This is a genomic window from Flavobacterium sp. UBA7680 (assembly GCF_002482975.1).
Taxonomy (GTDB): domain Bacteria; phylum Bacteroidota; class Bacteroidia; order Flavobacteriales; family Flavobacteriaceae; genus Flavobacterium.
The window spans coordinates 142,144-161,383 of sequence record NZ_DLHA01000028.1; the positions used below are offsets into that span (position 1 = coordinate 142,144).

Consider the following 19,240-nt stretch of genomic DNA (forward strand, 5'->3'; position numbering starts at 1 on the left):
GAAGTATCTCTTATTTACGACATTCTTTTTATTTTATCGGGTTATGAGCGACAAGAGACTATTTTATGCGTGTTTCCACTTACACCATCAGATTATCTGAACAGGATTCGAACCTGTAACACAATTCCCTCGAAGTAACTCTTGTCTACGACACCAATGTTTTTTTTAAACAAGACAACATTCAAAAAGAAATTTCTGCTCTAACCAGCTGAGCTACATCTCTAGTTTTTAAAATAGAGCTGATGGGAATTGAACCCACGACACGAAGTAATTCTTTTTTACGGCACTTGTTTTTTATTTTCAATGAACTTTTCCTTTTACAAAGATTCAAATACTACTACGCAATTATTTTGCGCAGTAGATTCTTTTTTACAATTCTATTCGGTTAACGTAATTCAACGCACTGTTTTTATCTTCTAAAGCATTCAAAACATCAAATACTTTATCTGACCAGCCGGCTATTAAATATACATCGTTTTTTTCGATGTTTATTGGTGACTGACCGTACCCAGCTAAATCAAACAAATACAATTTTGCATTTGGTGCGATAGTTTTGTATCGGTTCCAGGAGTTTGCAAATGAGTCTTTTGTGTAAGTATTATTCCACATTTGAACATCTGTAAACAACATTACTTTATCTACAATTTCTTTTCGGTTTATTAAGTCTTCTACAACCAAATGACCGTTTGTAGCATAACCTACTTCACCTTCGCGTTTGTAATATTCGTTAACATTGGCCAATATGCTTCGTTTTGGCATATTGATTATTTTCCAGCGGTCACCAAACATACCGCTTACCACATTTTGGCAACGACTTTGCATTAACATACCTAACATCAAACCGATATCGTAAAGCATTACTTTACTTTTTGGTGAGATTGCTTTTTGCATTGAACCCGAAACGTCACAGGCAATTACAACCGATGTATTAACATCAAAACCTTTTATGTTTTGTGAACTCGCCATAACGGCATCTTCCAAAGCATCTAAAACCATTGAAGTGTATTTGAAATTCAAATCTTTCACTTCACGATACGCTGCTAAGAATCGGAATGGCAATTGTTTTGAGTTTGCGACCGCTTTTTCGTTAGAAAGGTAATCGCATACTTTCAACATATGAGAACCTGAAACATTCGCTTCTAAGATATTTCGTAAGTTACGTAACAAAGCCATGTAACCTATTTTACCGCTATCGATTAATTCCTCCCATTTTTGTTTGAATGCTTTTTGTTTTTCAATGTGGTTGTAAAATTTTACTTGACCTAATTGCGACAACTCTGTTTCCCATGTATATGGCGTTTGCAAAGTGTTGTTTACCAATTTATCAAAGATTAATTGCTGCGCTTCATCTTTTGCTTTTGGATGAACCAAAAACAAAGCATCTTTTAATTTTACAGCACCATCACGATTGTATTTTGCGAATTGGTATTCGTCAAATTTGTTGAACGAAACGGCTAAACCTTTTTGTATTTGTTTTGATAAACGGTTTAATTTTTTAACGCCATTTCGTTCGTTTGCCATTTGATAGTAAGCCAATAATTCTGTTATTTCGTCTGCACGTTGTATAACATGTGTGATCATTTTACTGATCAATGAATCGCCAGAATATATCTTGGCTAATTCTACTACCAAAACTAATGGTACAGAACGCATATGCATTTCGTTACGGGCATAAACAGCCAATTTTGCTACAAATATCGGATTGCTTTTTTTGATTAAGCTTTGTATTCTTTGTAAACGAGTTGTGTATTTTTCGTAAAATGAAGCGTTTAAGCTTGTTGTTACAACTGCTGCATACAATTCGTATTCTGATGTTAAAGAAAAAGCTGGTGCATTTTCGTGATTAACTATATTGTTTTTATTGTTTTTCTCTTTTGCTAAAAAATTGAATTTCATAATTTCTGGTTTTTAAAATTAGACAATGGTTATTGTTTTATTTCCTGAGCAAAGATTTCAGAACTACTGCGCAATTATTTTGCGTAGTGAAAAAAGAATTTTAAATTTGAGTAAAAAACAACATGAATTTAGAGAAAATCTATTCTGAATTACTTTTGAATATTGGCTTTTCAGCAAATGAAATTCAGAAAAACTGGAAGGATTTAGAAAAGGCATACTTAGCAAAATCAAGGCATTACCATAACTTGACTCATATTTCGGCAATGATTGAGAGTTTTGAAACCTATCGTGATAAACTTCAAAACCCTGATGAAATATTATTTTCTATTTTTTATCATGATTTTGTTTATTCGGCTTCTAAAAAAGATAACGAACTCAAAAGTGCCGAATATGCTTTGGCAATTTTACCTGAAAATGTCAACTTAAATAAGCAATTAGTTTTTGATACTATTTGTGCTACGCAGCAACATCAGCATAATAATATTGAGGATATTAACTGGCTAATTGATTTTGATTTGAAAATTCTTGCTCGAGATTGGGAAGAGTATAAAATCTATTTCGAACAAATCAGAAAAGAATATCGCATTTATCCTAATTTTCTATACAAACCTGGACGCGCAAAAGCGTTGAAACATTTTCTGGAAAACGAATTTATTTTTCAAACCGATGCGTTTCGGAATTTATATGAAGAGAAAGCGAGGATTAATATTGAAAAAGAGATTTTATTATTAACGTAAATGCGTGAGGGATGGGAACGGCATCCTTTTGTGGCGGGGTTCGCCACAAAAGATATAGTGGACAGCCCGACCCGGAGGGACACGCCCAAAAAATACAACGCGAAATTAATCTAGCAAAGTTGCAGAGTCGATAAGTTTTTGTTTCACGCAGATCATGCAGATTTAAGCAGATTTTTTAAATCATTTTAATCTTTTAATCTGTGGCTAAAAAAAACTTAGCTCCCTAGTAACTTTTTGACAAAACAACACAATATGTCACAAAACAAAAACGCCTTAATCCGGTACAAAACAATCGACAAATGTCTGCAGAATAAATACCGGCAATGGACTTTAGAAGATTTAATCGAATGTTGCTCTGAAGCTTTGTTTGAATATGAAGGCCGTGAAAATCCTATAAGCAAGCGAACTATTCAAATGGACATTCAATTAATGCGAAGTGAAAAGCTGGGTTACAATGCTCCAATTGTTGTTTACGATAAAAAGTTTTATAAATACGAAGACGAAGATTTCACGATAACCGATATTCCGCTGACGGAAACTGATATGAATGTTTTGACCGAAACGGTTTCGATGTTAAAACAATTTAAGGATTTCTCTCTATTTAATGATGTATCCGATATTTTGCAGCGTTTGGAAGATAAAATCTACGCCGAAAAGTCGCATACAAAACCTGTAATCTATTTAGATAAAAATGAGAATCTAAAAGGTTTGCATTATTTAGATGAAATTTATCAGGCAATTATAAAAAAGATGGTTCTGATTATTACCTATAAATCTTTTAAATCGAGAGAAGAAACTAAATTTCATTTTCATCCTTTTATATTAAAGGAATTCAACAACCGCTGGTTTTTAATCGGAAAGAAAAAAGCATCACAGCCAATTACAAATTTAGCTTTGGACAGAATAATTTCTATTGATTACGATTTTAATCTTCCTTATTTAGAAGAAGATTTTGATGCAGATAATTATTATAGGGATATAATTGGAGTTACAGTCAATTCAGGATTAAAAGCAAGAAGAATTGAATTGTGGGTCGATGCTTCGAATGCCCCGTACGTCCTCACAAAACCTTTGCATACTTCTCAGCGTGTGATTAAAGAAAATGAAGATGGAAGCATTATTGTGCATTTGTTTATAATACCGAATTATGAAATGGAAAGGCTCTTTCTGGGTTTTGGAAGCTGTGTTGAAATTTTAAGACCCGAAGGCCTCAGAAATCGTATAAAAAAGATTTTTCAGGATGCAATTTCAAGATACGAGCCTGAAAATTCTATTGAATTAAATTCATAATTTTTTGAAGAATGAAGAATTAAAGCCGATTTTAAAATTAAAAAAAGATTTTGACCATACAAAAAATGTTAAAATCCAAAAAAAGAATAGTATATTTCACTCTAAATAAACCACCAAACCACTCTAAATCAGTGGGATTTTTTAACTAACCAAAAAATTATTAAAAAATTATATGCATGCATAGTATTTTTTAATTATATTTGAAATCGATATAGTTACCTATGAAAGACAAAACAATAGATTATATTTTGAGAGCTACATGGCAGGCTGTTTCAAGAATGTATAATGAAGAGGCTGCAAAGTACGATGCTACCATGGCAACAGGATTTGCTCTTTTGAGTATGGACAAGGAAGAAGGAACTCCATCAACCGCTTTAGGCCCTAGAATGGGTATGGAAGCAACCAGCTTAACGAGAACACTTAAATCTATGGAAGAAAAAGGTTTAATTGTTCGCAAAAAGAACCCAAGTGACGGGCGAGGTGTTTTAATCTACCTGACCGACTTTGGAAAAGAAAAAAGAGATTTATCTAAAAATACAGTTCTGAAATTTAATGAAACGGTTAGAAAACATGTATCAGACGAAAAACTGAAACATTTTATCGAAGTTTCTGAAATCATAAATGAATTAATTCAGGATAAAAATATTTTCAATCACACGAACGCCAGCGATCTGGCGAAGCAAACAGAAAACTCAGAAAATGAATAATCTTTTTTAAGAGAAATTCAAATTCTACCCAAAAAAACAAATTTTACAAATATGAAACGCACAATTAAAAAAGTTGCTGTAATTGGATCCGGAATTATGGGTTCAGGTATAGCTTGTCATTTTGCTAACATTGGTGTTGAAGTTTTACTTCTGGACATCGTACCTCGCGAACTGACTGAAGCTGAAGCTAAAAAAGGATTAACACTTGAAAGTAAAGCCGTTCGCAACCGTGTGGTAAACGAACATTTGGCGAATTCATTAAAATCAAAACCCTCTCCTATCTACAGCCAAAAATTCGCAAACCGAATCACGACTGGAAATACGACAGATGATATGGCAAAAATTGCTAATGTTGAATGGATTATCGAGGTTGTTGTGGAGCGTTTAGACATTAAGAAATTAGTTTTTGAACAAATCGAGAAATTCCGTAAACCGGGAACTTTAGTTACTTCTAACACTTCTGGTATTCCAATTCACTTTATGAGTGAAGGAAGAAGCGAAGATTTTCAACAACACTTCTGCGGAACTCACTTTTTTAACCCTGCGCGTTACTTAAAATTATTTGAAATTATTCCTGGTCCAAAAACTTCAACTGAAGTGTTGGATTTCTTAAACGAATACGGATCTAAATTCTTAGGAAAAACTTCGGTTGTTGCTAAAGATACTCCGGCGTTTATTGGAAACAGAATTGGTATTTACGGAATCCAGAGTTTATTCCACTTGGTAAAAGAAATGGGATTAACAATTGAAGAAGTTGATAAATTGACAGGGCCAGTAATTGGTCGTCCAAAATCGGCTACTTTCCGTACAGTTGACGTTGTTGGTTTGGATACTTTGGTACACGTTGCCAATGGTATTTACGAAAACTGCCCGAACGACGAACAACACGAATTGTTCAAACTTCCTGATTTCATCAACAAAATGATGGAAAATAATTGGTTAGGAAGTAAAACCGGACAAGGTTTTTATAAAAAAGTAGATAAAGACATTCTTTCTTTAGACTTAGATACATTAGAATACCGCGCTGCAAAAAAAGCAAATTTTGCTACGCTTGAACTAACAAAAACTATCGATAAACCTATCAATCGTTTTAAAGTTCTAGTTAAAGGAACAGACAAAGCGGGAGAATTCTACCGTAAGAGTTTCGCTGGAATGTTTGCTTATGTATCAAACAGAGTTCCTGAAATCTCAGACGAATTATACAAAATTGACGATGCCATGAAAGCTGGTTTTGGATGGGAAAATGGCCCATTCGAAATCTGGGATGCAATTGGTGTTGCTAAAGGAATTGAAATCATGAAAGCAGAAGGTTTAGAGCCTGCTGTATGGGTTACTGAAATGCTGGCTTCTGGAAGCGAAAGTTTCTACTCTGTAAAAGAAGGAGCAACTTATTTCTATAACATTCCAACAAAATCACAAGTAAAAGTTCCTGGACAAGATTCATTTATTATTCTGAACAACATTCGCGAAAGCAAAAAAGTTTGGAGCAATAGTGGTGCAATCATTCAGGATTTAGGAGACGGAATTTTGAATTTAGAATTCCAATCTAAAATGAATACAATTGGTGGCGATGTACTTGCTGCTATCAACAAGGCAATTGACTTATCTGAAAAAGAATATCAAGGTTTAGTTATTGGTAACCAAGCAGCGAATTTCTCTGTTGGGGCTAATATCGGAATGATTTTCATGATGGCGGTTGAGCAGGAATACGACGAATTGAACATGGCAATTAAATTGTTCCAAGATACAATGATGCGCGTTCGTTACTCTTCTATTCCAGTTGTAGTTGCGCCTCACGGAATGACTTTTGGTGGTGGATGCGAAATGAGTTTGCATGCTGATAAAGTGGTTGCTGCTGCTGAAACTTACATGGGATTAGTTGAATTTGGTGTTGGTGTACTTCCTGGTGGAGGTGGATCTAAAGAAATGGCTTTGAGAGCTTCAGATTTATTCCGCAAAAACGATGTGGAATTGAACGTTCTTCAAGAGTATTTCTTAACAATCGCAATGGCTAAAGTTTCGACTTCTGGTTATGAAGCTTTTGACACTGGACTTCTTCAACATGGAAAAGATGTTATCGTAGTAAACAAAGATCGTCAGATCGCTGAAGCTAAAAAACATGCATTGTTAATGGCTGAAGCGGGTTATACACAACCAATAAGAAGAACGGATGTGAAAGTATTAGGAAAACAAGCTCTTGGAATGTTCTTAGTTGGAACGGACCAAATGGAAGCTGGAAAATACATTTCTGAGCACGACAAGAAAATTGCTAACAAACTGGCTTACGTAATGGCTGGTGGTGATTTATCTGAAGCTACTTTAGTATCTGAACAATATTTATTAGATATCGAACGTGAAGCTTTCTTGAGTTTATGTACAGAAAGAAAAACTCTAGAGCGTATTCAATATATGTTAACTAAAGGAAAACCACTTAGAAATTAGAAAATAGAACAAAGAGAATAGAATATAGATTTAAGACTTAATAAAGTCTATTTTCTATACTCTATCTTCTATACTCTTAAAAACAAAAACAAATGAAAACAGCATATATAGTAAAAGCATATAGAACAGCAGTTGGAAAAGCTCCAAAAGGTGTTTTTAGATTTAAAAGACCTGATGAATTAGCTGCAGAAACCATTCAGTTTATGATGGACGAACTGCCTGATTTTGACAAAAAACGCATCGATGACGTTATGGTAGGAAATGCCATGCCGGAAGCAGAACAAGGTCTAAATGTTGGGCGTTTAATCTCTTTAATGGGATTAAAAGTAGAAGACGTTCCTGGTGTAACTGTAAACCGTTACTGCGCATCTGGACTGGAAACTATCGGAATGGCGACGGCTAAAATCCAATCAGGAATGGCAGATTGTATCATCGCTGGTGGTGCAGAAAGTATGAGTTTTATTCCGATGGGAGGTTACAAACCAACTCCAGATTATAAAGTTGCCGCTGCAGGTCACGAAGATTACTATTGGGGAATGGGTTTAACTGCTGAAGCGGTTGCCAACCAATACAAAATCTCTAGAGAAGATCAGGATGAGTTTGCTTACAACTCTCACATGAAAGCGTTAAAAGCACAGGCTGAAGGAAAATTTGATAAACAAATCGTTCCAATTACTGTTGAGCAGACTTTCATTAATGAAAATGGTAAAAAAGAAACTAAATCATACGTTGTAAAACAAGACGAAGGTCCAAGAGCTGGGACTTCTGTTGCTGCTTTAGCGGGTTTAAAACCTGTTTTTGCTGCTGACGGAAGTGTAACTGCTGGTAACTCTTCTCAAATGAGTGACGGTGCTGCTTTTGTTTTAATTATGAGCGAAGAAATGGTTAAAGAATTAAATCTTGAACCAATCGCCAGATTAGTAAACTTTGCTTCTTCTGGTGTTGAGCCAAGAATCATGGGTATTGGTCCTGTAAAAGCAATTCCGAAAGCTTTGAAACAAGCGGGATTAACTTTAAACGATATCGAATTAATTGAATTAAACGAGGCTTTTGCTTCACAAGCTTTAGCAGTAACTCGCGAATTAAATATAGATCCAGAAATCGTAAACGTAAACGGTGGAGCTATCTCTTTAGGACACCCTCTAGGTTGTACAGGAGCTAAACTTTCTGTTCAATTATTCGACGAAATGAAGCGCAGAGGAAACAAATACGGAATCGTTTCGATGTGTGTAGGAACTGGACAAGGTTCTGCTGGGATTTACGAGGTATTGTAAAGAAGAAAATAGAATATAGAGAATAGAATATAGATTTTTAGAATGCGACATAATTATAAGAACTTGAAGATTTGGCAGATTGGAATCTCAATTGCTAATGAAATTTCAGATTTATTAGTAGAGTTTCCAAAACATGAAAGATATGATTTAAGTTCTCAAATAAGCAGATGTTCTGTTTCAATGCCTAGTAATATTGCTGAAGGTTCTTCAAGAACTGATAAATCTTTCAGTCATTTTTTAGACATTTCTCTAGGTTCTTCATTTGAACTAATCACGCAATTAATAATTGCTACGCATAGAAAGTATATAAACGAAAAACAATTTAACCAATTAGAAATTAAAATAGAAGAATTTCAAAGAATGACAATGGGCTTCCAAAACGGACTAAAATAAGTTCAGTCAAAAGTCTATTCCTATATTCTATTTTCTTTTCTCTCAAAAAAAATAAAAATGGCAGATACAATCGAAAAAAACGTAACCCGTGGTGGTCAGTTTTTAGTTAAAGAAACAAAGAGCGAAGATATCTTTACACCAGAAGATTTCTCTGAAGAGCAGTTAATGATGCGTGACTCTGTAAAAGAGTTCGTTGATAAAGAATTATGGGCGCATAAAGATCGTTTTGAGAAAAAAGATTACGCTTATACAGAATCATCTATGCGTAAAGCTGGTGAACTTGGACTTCTTGGAGTTGCAGTTCCGGAAGAATACGGTGGATTAGGAATGGGATTTGTTTCGACAATGTTGGTTTGTGACTATATTTCTGGAGCAACAGGTTCGTTTTCAACTGCTTTTGGTGCACATACAGGAATTGGAACTATGCCAATTACACTTTATGGTACTGAAGAACAAAAGAAAAAATACGTTCCGAAATTAGCTTCTGGAGAATGGTTTGGAGCTTATTGCTTAACTGAACCAGGCGCAGGATCTGATGCTAACTCAGGAAAAACAAAAGCGGTTTTATCTGAAGACGGAACTCATTATTTAATTACAGGTCAAAAAATGTGGATTTCGAATGCAGGTTTCTGCAGCGTTTTCATCGTTTTTGCTCGTATTGGTGATGATAAAAATATTACAGGTTTCATCGTAGAAAACGATCCTTCAAACGGAATTTCTATGAATGAAGAAGAACATAAATTAGGAATCCGTGCTTCTTCTACTCGTCAGGTTTTCTTCAACGATACAAAAGTTCCAGTTGAAAACATGTTATCTGAAAGAGGAAACGGTTTCAAAATTGCTATGAATGCTTTAAATGTTGGTCGTATTAAATTGGCAGCTGCTTGTCTTGATGCTCAAAGAAGAGTAACTTCTGGAGCAGTAAAATATGCTAACGAAAGAATTCAGTTCAATACTTCTATTTCATCTTTTGGAGCTATTCGTTCTAAATTAGCTGAAATGGCGACTAGCGCTTACGCTGGAGAAAGTGCTTCTTACCGTGCTGCAAAAGACATCGAAGACAGAATCGCTGCTCGTGAAGCAGAAGGAACAAGTCATCAGGAAGCAGAATTGAAAGGTGTTGAAGAATATGCTATCGAGTGTTCTATCTTGAAAGTAGCCGTTTCTGAAGACGTTCAAAATTGTGCTGATGAAGGAATTCAGGTTTTTGGTGGAATGGGATTCTCTGAAGACACTCCAATGGAGAGTGCCTGGAGAGATGCTCGTATCGCTAGAATTTATGAAGGAACAAACGAAATCAACAGAATGCTTTCTGTAGGTATGTTGATCAAAAAAGCAATGAAAGGTCACGTTGATTTACTTGGACCAGCAATGAAAGTTCAGGAAGAATTAATGGGAATTCCATCTTTTGATACTCCGGATTTCTCTGAATTATTTGCAGAAGAAAAAGTAATCGTGGCTAACTTGAAAAAAGTTTTCTTAATGGTTGCCGGAAGTGCTGTTCAAAAATATGGTCCGGATTTAGATTCTCACCAACAATTATTGATGGCGGCTGCTGATATCTTGATCGAAATCTACATGGCTGAAAGTACAATTCTTAGAACTGAGAAATTAGCTAAAAGAGAAGGTGAAGATAAAGTAAAAGAGCAAATCGCTATGGCAAAATTATACTTGTACAAAGCGGTAGATATCGTAAACTTAAGAGGAAAAGAAGGAATTGCTTCTTTCTCTGAAGGTGACGAACAACGTATGATGTTAATGGGATTAAAACGTTTTACAAAATACACCAACTTGCCAAATGTTGTGGCATTAAGAGAAACAATTGCCTCTAAATTAGTAGCAGAAAATTCATACTGCTTCTAATTCAAAAATAGTTTTTAGCTTTTAATTTGTTTAAACCCGCACAAGTCCGAAACTGTGCGGGTTTATTTTTTTTATTTTTTTTGAACCATATAAGTTTTTTGTAGAGACGCACAGCAGTGCGTCTACGTTACGTTAGAAGCACAGCAGTGCGTCTAACTATGTTTTTTTTTGTTTTGCTACAGATTACAGGATTTTCACAGATTTTTTTAATCATTTTAATCCTGTAATCTGTGGCATTTTTTGTAGAGGCGCACAGCAGTGCGTCTAACATGACGTAGACGCACTGCTGTGCGCCTCTACGGAATATTGGAACGAATAAAATTAAATCCACTCTAAAATGAACTTATATCACTTATATGGTTTCAGCCAATTTCACAAATCTTTATTAAAATTGAGGTTATGTTACAGGATTGATAGCAAAATTTAAATTCTAATGTTTTATATTTAGCGTTTTAAATCTTCAAAAAACATAAAATGAAACAAATTAGCCTAATTGCCCTTTTATTTATCTGCCTTATATCCACAAACATTTTTGCGCAGAAGAATAAGAAATTAGATATCATCGCTTATTATACTGGTGATTCTAAACTAATTGACGAGTATGAAGTCAATAAACTAGATCAAATTATCTTTAGTTTTTGTCATTTAAAAGATGGAAAACTGAGTGTAGATTCTCCTAAAGATTCTATTACCATAAAACATTTGGTTTCTCTAAAAGCTAAAAATCCACAATTAAAAATCGTTTTATCTCTTGGCGGATGGGGTGGCTGCGAACCATGTTCTGATGCATTTTCAACTGCTGATGGGCGTTTGAAATTCGCAAAATCAGTAAAAGAAGTAAGCGATTACTTTAAAGTTGACGGTTTAGATTTAGACTGGGAATATCCAGCAATAGAAGGACTTCCAGGGCATTTATACCAAGCTGTTGACAAACCAAATTTTACCGAATTGCTTAAAATTCTCCGTTCAACTTTAGGTAAAAAATACGAGTTGAGTTTTGCTGCCGGAGGTTTTCAAAAATATCTTGATGAATCGATTGATTGGAAAGCTGTATCTCCATTAGTAAACCGTATTAATATTATGAGTTACGATTTAGTGAATGGATATTCTAAAATTACGGGACATCACACGCCATTATACAGCACAAATCCAAAAGAAGAATCTACAGACAGAGCGGTTGAGTTTTTATTGAAAGCTGGAGTTCCTGCTGAAAAATTAGTAATTGGAGGTGCATTTTATACCAGACAATGGAAAAATGTAGAAAATATCAACAACGGATTGTATCAGGCAGGAGAGCATTTTCAAGGTGCTGACTTTAAAAACTATGCTACAACTTATACAGAAGCTAACGGCTGGAAATATTTCTGGGATGATAAAGCAAAAGCTCCATACTGGTATAATGAAGGCACAAAAACTTTTGCAACTTCAGACGATATTAAATCTATTAAAGCAAAAACAGAATATGTAAAGTCTAAAAAATTAGGCGGAATCATGTTTTGGGAATTGACTTTAGACAGTTTCCGTGACGGAATGGTTAATGCGATTTATGAAGTTAAAACAACTAAATAAATTTCATTAAAACAAATAAAAAACGGCATTTATTTTTTAAGTAACTGCCGTTTTATTTTATAAAGATGTTTTTATTGGATTTTGGATTTGTCTAATTCTCCAATAAACGGAATCGATTCTAAAATTTCTGCTCTAATTATTGTCTGCAAATAAACTTCTAACTGAATAAATTTGGCGGCATTTATTGCTCCAACTGCTTTCTTTACCTGTCCGTATGTTTTAGAGTATAGTTTTTCATAAGCCAGATGATTTTTTAAAGTTCCTTTTGCTAATTCATCTGCCTTTGCATCTGTAAGCGTTGCATAGTTTTGTGCATAATCATTTATTAATTGAAATTTTGCCTGCCCGAGATTTTTTCGCTCTGTTTCATAATTATCATACACTTTTGTAAAAGCTGCAGATTGAGCATCTGATAAATTCATATACTGCTTTACTAAATCGGCTTTAGATTTTCCGTAAACACTTTGTAAAACATCAACATCTTCTTTAAATGAAGATTGTGCATAAGATGAAAACATGGCAATTGCCATAATAAAAATAAGACTTAATTTTTTCATAGTATTGATTTTTAAATTTGTTTCTAAATAATTATGCATTCTATAATATTCTAATTGTAAACACTTTAATTAAAAGAACGAGTATTGATAAGCCAGAGATAAAGCATAATAATTCAACCCATTGTTGGTATAAGCACCAATATGATATTGAAACTTAACAGACTGTCCTTTTGCAACTGGTGCTGAAAATGTTCCTCCTACCCGCCAGTTATCAATTTCACTATCATCAGAAACTCCATCAGTTATCGTCTTTCCGCCAAAAAACCAATTGGTATTAAAACCAATCCACATATGATTTTTAAAATAATAACTTGCGTGTGCCTGTAAACTATAAGTAGGTTTCTGCTCTAACTTCTTTCCTAAAAAATCATTATTATCTGTATAAAACCAAATTCCTCCATAAGCTTCTGCATAAACATGTGCAAAACGCTTTGATACTCCAATTTCCGGTTTAAAAGCCCAACGGTTCGTTCCAATATTTACTTGTTTATCATCATAATATTTTCCCGTTGGAACTGAAGTAACTAAGCTGACTCCCAAAATAGTTTTCTGTTCAAAGTCTTTAAATTCAGATTTATCAAGTGCGGGAGAACCAAGAAGGTTAATTCCAAAACGTATTTTCATATCAGCAAAACCAGTTCGTGAACCAGTTAACACATCTCCATTTGTTCGGGTTTGTGAACCATCCATAAAAGTATAAGGAACAGAAACCTGAACACGAGCCAGTTTATTTGACAGCCCAAAAGTTCTAATATAATTTACTGCTGCATTATGGCTATGAAGCGTAAAATCAGTAATTGGTAAAGATGGATCTGTTAACACATTTCCGTTTGTAAAAACATATCCTATCGCGACAACATTAAGATTTTTAGCGACATTGGCATATACTCTGGGTTCGAGATCCTGACTAAACATCTCTAAGCTAAATAAAAAAACTAACGGTAAAAGATGATAAAATTTAGGCATATATTTAAGTATGTATTACACAAATCTATTAAACCCTTCTTTTTATATTTTTATCTATTCGGTTCTTGGTGCGCTTATTTCTCCATCATAGGAAATTGGACCTCTATTATTACTGGTGACAGAAAGTGTAGCTCCTCCATCAAAAAAAATAGTAAATATTAAATCATAAACATCGTCTTTGCCTTTTACAGTGGCTCTTACACTATAATTTTTAGACTTCTTCCCTATTTTAATATTTTCCGGTTTTCCTTCAAATTTAATTCCGCCGTCACTTCCGTAACCCACATTATATCCGCGGCCAAAAAAAGGAAGATCGCAGGTTGTTTTTTCAGCATTAAACTTCAAAAAATAAGTATTGTAATCTAAAATAATAAGCCGTCCGCCTTGTGGTGTTACTTTTTGGGCTTCAAAAACAAAATTTTTAGAATCGATTAAAGCTTCGGTATCTTTTTGCTTTTGTAATTCTTTTTCGGCTTTTAGTTCTTTTTTGCTTTTTTGCTGTGCAAATACAGAAAAATTCAAAAAGCCAAACAATACTAATAAAAGGAATAATTTAGTTTTCATCTCACATCATTTTAAGTAAAACAAGTCGTTTACTTTTTCGTAAATCTCATCATTGCAATATCTCCTGAAATTAAATTCAGCGTTTTTCCATCATCCGTAATATCATACGATGTAATTTTTTGAAGCGTACTCATATACGTTTGTTCGCCTTGCTGTCCGTCAACACACATCATCTTAGTAACTGCCATTGGCTGCGTAAAGTCAATTTTATTGCCGTTTACAACCAATTTTCCTGTGTAGGAATTACAACTATTGCTTCCAGAAACCTGATTATCTTTTGTATTGAAGGTAATAGTCGGTTTTTTATTCGGATACAAACCCTCAAAAGTAATTCGTGGTCCGGTAATATAATTGAGTTCCCAGGTTCCGTCGAGTTTTGCGGCCGAATCTGTTTTTTGACACTTACAGGAAAATAAAAACGAAGTAATAAAAACGAGGATAAAAATCTTTTTCATCATAACATTAAGTATTAAATATGAACGAATTAGAAAAATTTAGTTTCAGAAAATTTTCGTTAAAACTATTACGAATTTAAACAATATTTTTCGTTTTTGCGCTCAATCGATCTTAAATTACGACCTATAGTTTGACTTTTTTTTAACTTTTAGAGTCAAATTATTCCGTTATTTTATGTTAAATTTACTTAATCTTTAATTTAAAATGCCCATATATATGAAAAAACTGATCGTATCATTCGCTATAATTACAGCTTTATTCATTGGCTGTAAGACCAATACAAAATCAAATGATGCCAAAACTTTGACTGTAGCATTAGAACCAAAAAGCGGTAGTAACGTAAGCGGAACTGCTACTTTTACGGAGAAAGATGGCAAAGTAACTTTTACTGCAAAAGTTTCTGGTTTACAGCCTGGAGTTCACGCAATACATATTCACGAAAAAGCAGATTGTACTGCTGCCGACGGAAGTTCTGCCGGCGGACACTGGAACCCGACTTTTAAAAAACACGGAAAATGGGGAGTTGGAGAATATCATAAAGGTGATATTGGAAACTTTACCGCTGATGAAAAAGGTAACGGAACTATAACCTTAACTACTGACGAATGGTGCGTAGGCTGCGGCGATGCGACTAAAGATGTGTTAGGAAAAGGTTTAATTGTACATCAGGGAACAGATGATTTTACAACTCAGCCAACCGGAAATGCCGGAGGAAGAGTTGCCTGTGCCGGAATAATTAAGTAGTAAAAAATAATAAAACACTAATAACCACTATATTTCACAAAAATGTAGTGGTTATTTTATTTTTAATTCACTCTAAAACAAGAAAAAGATATAGCTTTGCAGCTATAAATTCAATTCAATGATTAACCCATCAGCACACGGCTGGATCGATAAGTTTTTTAGTGAGCAGAAGTTTTCAGAGGCAATTCCTTTTGAAACTACAGATTCCTTTTACTATAAAGTTAGAGAAACCGGTTTTATCTACGGTCATATCATTGCAATTGATTCTCAAATTCCAATTCCGATAAAAGGCTGGTTTAAAACCGAAATCTCTAAAATTGCCTTATTAAACACCCTTTATCATGTTTTTTGTTTGGAAAAAAGAAATTCTGAACCAAATAACTTTATTACCGAAGTTTTAAAATTCTACAAACAAATGAATCCGGAAGGGTTTAATTTGTTTAAGATTCTACTTCCAAAAGACACTCCTTCTCATTCATTAGAAAGCATAATTGATGAAAGAGTGCAGACCAATGACAGTATCATCAGCAAAAATTTTTCGCATTTAGTAACGAATGCGCTTTTGTTTATTGATGTTTTGGCTTTTAGACAATATTTAGAACATGGAGAAATTCCTGAAAAATATCTAAAAAGAATTGAAGAAACGGTTCTTGGAATCGTAGGCTTAGCTTTAAAAACAAAAACGATCAAATCGCAGCACGACGATTTGCTAATTAAACTTTTTGAGGCTTCAATCCGTTATTCTAAATTTTCGAAAGTTACTGTAGATACTTTAGACACCTTACAATTAGATTATTTCAAAAATACTTTAGAGCATTATTATTTAATCGATATGGCCGGAATGGCTTTGTGGAGTGATGGCGTTGTCGAAAATGAAGAATCGTATTTCTTGTATTCTCTAGGTTCAATGATGGGTGTTGCTGATGATTTTGTAAAAGCAAGCATCGACACCACGCATGATTTTATTACGACTCATAAAAAGAAAATTCCGTATTTTAATTACTCAAATCCAGTTAAGCATTTCTACGATCAGATGACGCACAGCGTTGTAAAACTGATTATAAGAAACAAAAACAGGTTAATTAAGGAAATTGTTCAGAGTAAAGAATTAATGGTTCTATTAGCTTATTCTACAACAAGGGATTTAGATGCGAAGGAAAAGAAAAAAGTAAAAAAACAGCTTTTAGATATTTGTAAAACGATTCCGTCCTTAACGATATTTCTACTTCCGGGCGGAAGTTTATTACTGCCGATTTTAATTAAGTTTATTCCAACGATGTTACCATCTGCATTCAATGAAAATCTAGACGAAAACGAATAAAAAAAATCGCCCTTTTGAGGCGATTTTTTATTTTTATAGATTACTCAGCTGGTAAACATCATCAAGTTCATCATTCGAAGAAATGGTCACATTTAAATCGGTTACAAAACCAGAATTCAATCCGTAAACCCATCCGTGAAGCATTAAATCCTGACCGTTTTTCCAAGCCGATTGTACAATTGATGTTTTAGCTAAATTGTAAACTTGCTCTTTAGCATTGATTTCTACAAAAGCATTAAAACGTTCTGTTTCATCTTCAATAGAATTCAAATATTTATCATGTAAACGGTATTCATCTTTAATGTGACGAATCCAGTTATCGATAATTCCAACAGATAAATTACCCATAGCCGCTTTTACACCACCACATCCGTAATGTCCGCAAACAATTACGTGTTTTACTTTTAAAACATTTACTGCATAATCCAGTACGCTTAACATATTCATATCTGAGTGAACAACCATGTTAGCAATGTTTCTGTGTACAAACACTTCACCTGGTTTTGCCCCAATAATTTCATTTGCAGGAACACGGCTGTCAGAACATCCAATCCATAATAATGGCGGCGATTGTCCTTTAGCTAAATCAGCAAAGTAATTAGGATCTTTTGCTAATGAATCTTCTACCCATTTTTTATTGTTCTCTAATATTTGTTCATAGAACTTTCTCATCTTTCTTAGGTTTTTTCTTAGTATTATCAATGCTTAAGCATATCAAAAAGACTTTTTTGTAAAGTTATTTAAATTTTGATACTTCTCAAACCTGATTAATATCTTTATTTATATAATTTGTTTAAAATTTTTCCTTTTGTTCTTTCTTAACCAATGCTCGTTTTGCAACATCATAATAATGTTCAATCGAAACGTGATTGTTGTTATCAGGAGTGTTTTCTAATTCGTATGCCTCTTTAAAACCTTTTAGTTTTACTTTGATGTTTTCATCAATGGCACGGGTTTCTTTAAACTCTCGAATTAAATCTAATACATCATGCGCAATGTATTCTGTATCGTGCGCATTAATAATTACTTTACAGTTTTCCGGAATTTCACTCAACGTTTGTTTGATCGCGGCTTTATTTAAAAAAGAAACTTCCTGCGCTAAATCGATATGAATGACATCGCCGTCTTCATATTCTTCTTTTTTGAAGATGTAAGCTCTTTTTAAGTTTCCTCTCAAAACAAAAATGATACTAATAATAATTCCTAAAGCAACTCCCTTAAGCAAGTCTGTCGCAACGACAAAGACCAAAGTTGCGATAAAAGGGACAAACTGGTATTTACCCTTTTCCCAGAAATGCATGAAGGTTGCTGGTTTTGCTAATTTATATCCAACCAAGATTAAAACCGTAGCTAAAGTTGCCAAAGGAATTTTATTTAAAATTGCCGGAATCGACAATACACTTATTAATAAAAGTACACCATGAATAATTGATGACATTTTAGATTTTGCACCTGCGTTATTATTTGCAGAAGATCTTACCACAACAGATGTCATTGGTAATCCGCCCAAAAGTGAACTTGCAATATTACCAATACCTTGCGCTCTAAGTTCAACATTGGTATCAGTATAACGTTTTTGAACGTCCATTCTGTCTGAAGCCTCAATACACAAAAGTGTTTCGATTGAAGCTACAACGGCAATTGTAACAGCTACAATCCAAACCTGCGGATTTGAAACCGCTGCAAAATTTGGTGTAATTATAATGGATTTAAAATCATCAAAAGACTTTGGAACCGGCAAAGAAACCAAATGTTCTTTTGCAATTGCCAATGAGCTTCCTGTTGATATAAAAAATTCGTTTAATACTACGCCCAAGATAACAGCTACAAGCGCACCCGGAACTAATTTTAATCTCTTTAAAAATGGAACTCTATCCCACGAAATTAATATTACAAGTGAAATTGCCGAAATTACAACAGCTCCTAATTGAATATGGTTTAAGACATCAAAAAGAAATGAAAATGAATTACTTCCGTCGTTTTGAATAAAAGCCTGATCGCCTTCAAAATCAGCATCGTAACCAAATGCGTGCGGAATTTGTTTCAGAATAATGATAATTCCGATACCTGCAAGCATTCCTTCAATTACGTTTGTTGGAAAATAGTTTGATATACTTCCCGCTTTTAAAAATCCTAATGCCAATTGAATTAGTCCTGCAATAAATACAGACAATAAAAACACATCAAAGGCACCAAAATCAGTAATAGCAGTTAAAATAATTGCTGTTAAACCAGCCGCAGGGCCAGAAACGCTAATATGTGACTGGCTTAAATAACCTACCACAATACCACCAATAACACCTGCAATAATTCCAGAAAATAACGGCGCTCCAGAAGCCATTGCAATACCTAAACACAATGGAAGAGCCACCAAGAAAACCACTAAACCTGAAGCGAAGTCAGACTTAAGGTTGGCAAAAAGATTGATTTTTTTTGTCATAATACAATACTAAAAATTGAT

The 19,240-nt window shown here is 34.1% G+C and carries 17 protein-coding genes; 10 read left to right on the forward strand and 7 right to left on the reverse strand.

Annotated features, from left to right (window positions below; translation table 11 throughout):
* Positions 1 to 369 precede the first annotated feature (369 nt).
* On the reverse strand, positions 370 to 1,896 hold the full coding sequence (locus B3C18_RS11165) for a TROVE domain-containing protein (RefSeq protein ID WP_291146648.1): 1,527 nt from the start codon (positions 1,894 to 1,896) through the stop codon (positions 370 to 372).
* Between the two features lie 122 nt (positions 1,897 to 2,018).
* Between B3C18_RS11165 and B3C18_RS11170 the strand changes: the two genes are divergently transcribed.
* The 8 genes from B3C18_RS11170 to B3C18_RS11205 all read left to right on the forward strand — a co-directional run bounded on the left by B3C18_RS11170 (position 2,019) and on the right by B3C18_RS11205 (position 12,171).
* Complete coding sequence (locus tag B3C18_RS11170) at positions 2,019 to 2,633, forward strand: hypothetical protein (RefSeq protein WP_291146650.1); 615 nt, start codon at positions 2,019 to 2,021, stop codon at positions 2,631 to 2,633.
* 252 nt (positions 2,634 to 2,885) lie between these two features.
* The gene (locus B3C18_RS11175) at positions 2,886 to 3,923 is read left to right on the forward strand and encodes a helix-turn-helix transcriptional regulator (RefSeq protein WP_291146652.1); all 1,038 of its coding nucleotides are present in this window, start codon (positions 2,886 to 2,888) and stop codon (positions 3,921 to 3,923) included.
* A 221-nt stretch (positions 3,924 to 4,144) separates the two neighbouring features.
* Positions 4,145 to 4,630: a MarR family winged helix-turn-helix transcriptional regulator gene (locus B3C18_RS11180; protein ID WP_291146654.1), complete on the forward strand. Its 486-nt coding sequence runs from the start codon at positions 4,145 to 4,147 to the stop codon at positions 4,628 to 4,630.
* Positions 4,631 to 4,681: 51 nt separating this feature from the next.
* On the forward strand, positions 4,682 to 7,072 hold the full coding sequence (locus B3C18_RS11185) for a 3-hydroxyacyl-CoA dehydrogenase/enoyl-CoA hydratase family protein (protein ID WP_291146656.1): 2,391 nt from the start codon (positions 4,682 to 4,684) through the stop codon (positions 7,070 to 7,072).
* Between the two features lie 92 nt (positions 7,073 to 7,164).
* Positions 7,165 to 8,346: a thiolase family protein gene (locus B3C18_RS11190; RefSeq protein WP_291146659.1), complete on the forward strand. Its 1,182-nt coding sequence runs from the start codon at positions 7,165 to 7,167 to the stop codon at positions 8,344 to 8,346.
* 42 nt (positions 8,347 to 8,388) lie between these two features.
* Positions 8,389 to 8,739 carry a four helix bundle protein gene (locus B3C18_RS11195; RefSeq protein WP_291146661.1) on the forward strand — a complete coding sequence of 117 codons (351 nt, stop codon included), beginning with the start codon at positions 8,389 to 8,391 and terminating at the stop codon, positions 8,737 to 8,739.
* 57 nt (positions 8,740 to 8,796) lie between these two features.
* Positions 8,797 to 10,602 (forward strand): acyl-CoA dehydrogenase family protein, encoded by a 1,806-nt coding sequence (locus B3C18_RS11200; protein ID WP_291146663.1) that lies wholly within the window; start codon positions 8,797 to 8,799, stop codon positions 10,600 to 10,602.
* Positions 10,603 to 11,076: 474 nt separating this feature from the next.
* A complete protein-coding gene (locus B3C18_RS11205; protein ID WP_291146665.1) occupies positions 11,077 to 12,171 on the forward strand; it encodes a glycoside hydrolase family 18 protein in 1,095 nt (364 codons plus the stop codon).
* Positions 12,172 to 12,242: 71 nt separating this feature from the next.
* On the opposite strand, the gene B3C18_RS11210 is transcribed toward B3C18_RS11205, so the two are convergent.
* The 4 genes from B3C18_RS11210 to B3C18_RS11225 all read right to left on the reverse strand — a co-directional run bounded on the left by B3C18_RS11210 (position 12,243) and on the right by B3C18_RS11225 (position 14,716).
* Positions 12,243 to 12,728: a hypothetical protein gene (locus tag B3C18_RS11210; RefSeq protein ID WP_291146668.1), complete on the reverse strand. Its 486-nt coding sequence runs from the start codon at positions 12,726 to 12,728 to the stop codon at positions 12,243 to 12,245.
* 69 nt (positions 12,729 to 12,797) lie between these two features.
* Positions 12,798 to 13,694 carry a transporter gene (locus tag B3C18_RS11215; RefSeq protein WP_291146670.1) on the reverse strand — a complete coding sequence of 299 codons (897 nt, stop codon included), beginning with the start codon at positions 13,692 to 13,694 and terminating at the stop codon, positions 12,798 to 12,800.
* Between the two features lie 54 nt (positions 13,695 to 13,748).
* On the reverse strand, positions 13,749 to 14,258 hold the full coding sequence (locus tag B3C18_RS11220) for a DUF4251 domain-containing protein (protein WP_291146672.1): 510 nt from the start codon (positions 14,256 to 14,258) through the stop codon (positions 13,749 to 13,751).
* Between the two features lie 29 nt (positions 14,259 to 14,287).
* Positions 14,288 to 14,716 carry an META domain-containing protein gene (locus tag B3C18_RS11225; RefSeq protein ID WP_291146674.1) on the reverse strand — a complete coding sequence of 143 codons (429 nt, stop codon included), beginning with the start codon at positions 14,714 to 14,716 and terminating at the stop codon, positions 14,288 to 14,290.
* 214 nt (positions 14,717 to 14,930) lie between these two features.
* Between B3C18_RS11225 and B3C18_RS11230 the strand changes: the two genes are divergently transcribed.
* Complete coding sequence (locus B3C18_RS11230; RefSeq protein WP_291146676.1) at positions 14,931 to 15,458, forward strand: superoxide dismutase family protein; 528 nt, start codon at positions 14,931 to 14,933, stop codon at positions 15,456 to 15,458.
* A gap of 118 nt (positions 15,459 to 15,576) precedes the next feature.
* Entirely contained in the window at positions 15,577 to 16,779 is a 1,203-nt protein-coding gene (locus B3C18_RS11235) for an LETM1-related biofilm-associated protein (protein WP_256635607.1), read from the forward strand.
* A gap of 33 nt (positions 16,780 to 16,812) precedes the next feature.
* Here B3C18_RS11235 and can read toward each other — a convergent pair whose 3' ends face one another.
* Complete coding sequence (can, locus tag B3C18_RS11240; protein WP_053471791.1) at positions 16,813 to 17,451, reverse strand: carbonate dehydratase; 639 nt, start codon at positions 17,449 to 17,451, stop codon at positions 16,813 to 16,815.
* 121 nt (positions 17,452 to 17,572) lie between these two features.
* The gene (locus tag B3C18_RS11245; RefSeq protein WP_291146679.1) at positions 17,573 to 19,219 is read right to left on the reverse strand and encodes a SulP family inorganic anion transporter; all 1,647 of its coding nucleotides are present in this window, start codon (positions 19,217 to 19,219) and stop codon (positions 17,573 to 17,575) included.
* Positions 19,220 to 19,240: the final 21 nt, after the last annotated feature.

Coding starts and splice junctions, on each gene's coding strand:
- B3C18_RS11185 (WP_291146656.1), top strand. CDS start 4,682: ATGAAACGCACAATTAAAAAAGTTGCTGTAATTGGATCCGGAATTATG.
- B3C18_RS11205 (WP_291146665.1), top strand. CDS start 11,077: ATGAAACAAATTAGCCTAATTGCCCTTTTATTTATCTGCCTTATATCC.
- B3C18_RS11200 (WP_291146663.1), top strand. CDS start 8,797: ATGGCAGATACAATCGAAAAAAACGTAACCCGTGGTGGTCAGTTTTTA.
- B3C18_RS11165 (WP_291146648.1), bottom strand. CDS start 1,896: ATGAAATTCAATTTTTTAGCAAAAGAGAAAAACAATAAAAACAATATA.
- B3C18_RS11245 (WP_291146679.1), bottom strand. CDS start 19,219: ATGACAAAAAAAATCAATCTTTTTGCCAACCTTAAGTCTGACTTCGCT.
- can (WP_053471791.1), bottom strand. CDS start 17,451: ATGAGAAAGTTCTATGAACAAATATTAGAGAACAATAAAAAATGGGTA.
- B3C18_RS11230 (WP_291146676.1), top strand. CDS start 14,931: ATGAAAAAACTGATCGTATCATTCGCTATAATTACAGCTTTATTCATT.
- B3C18_RS11225 (WP_291146674.1), bottom strand. CDS start 14,716: ATGATGAAAAAGATTTTTATCCTCGTTTTTATTACTTCGTTTTTATTT.
- B3C18_RS11220 (WP_291146672.1), bottom strand. CDS start 14,258: ATGAAAACTAAATTATTCCTTTTATTAGTATTGTTTGGCTTTTTGAAT.
- B3C18_RS11215 (WP_291146670.1), bottom strand. CDS start 13,694: ATGCCTAAATTTTATCATCTTTTACCGTTAGTTTTTTTATTTAGCTTA.
- B3C18_RS11210 (WP_291146668.1), bottom strand. CDS start 12,728: ATGAAAAAATTAAGTCTTATTTTTATTATGGCAATTGCCATGTTTTCA.
- B3C18_RS11170 (WP_291146650.1), top strand. CDS start 2,019: ATGAATTTAGAGAAAATCTATTCTGAATTACTTTTGAATATTGGCTTT.
- B3C18_RS11175 (WP_291146652.1), top strand. CDS start 2,886: ATGTCACAAAACAAAAACGCCTTAATCCGGTACAAAACAATCGACAAA.
- B3C18_RS11190 (WP_291146659.1), top strand. CDS start 7,165: ATGAAAACAGCATATATAGTAAAAGCATATAGAACAGCAGTTGGAAAA.
- B3C18_RS11180 (WP_291146654.1), top strand. CDS start 4,145: ATGAAAGACAAAACAATAGATTATATTTTGAGAGCTACATGGCAGGCT.
- B3C18_RS11195 (WP_291146661.1), top strand. CDS start 8,389: ATGCGACATAATTATAAGAACTTGAAGATTTGGCAGATTGGAATCTCA.
- B3C18_RS11235 (WP_256635607.1), top strand. CDS start 15,577: ATGATTAACCCATCAGCACACGGCTGGATCGATAAGTTTTTTAGTGAG.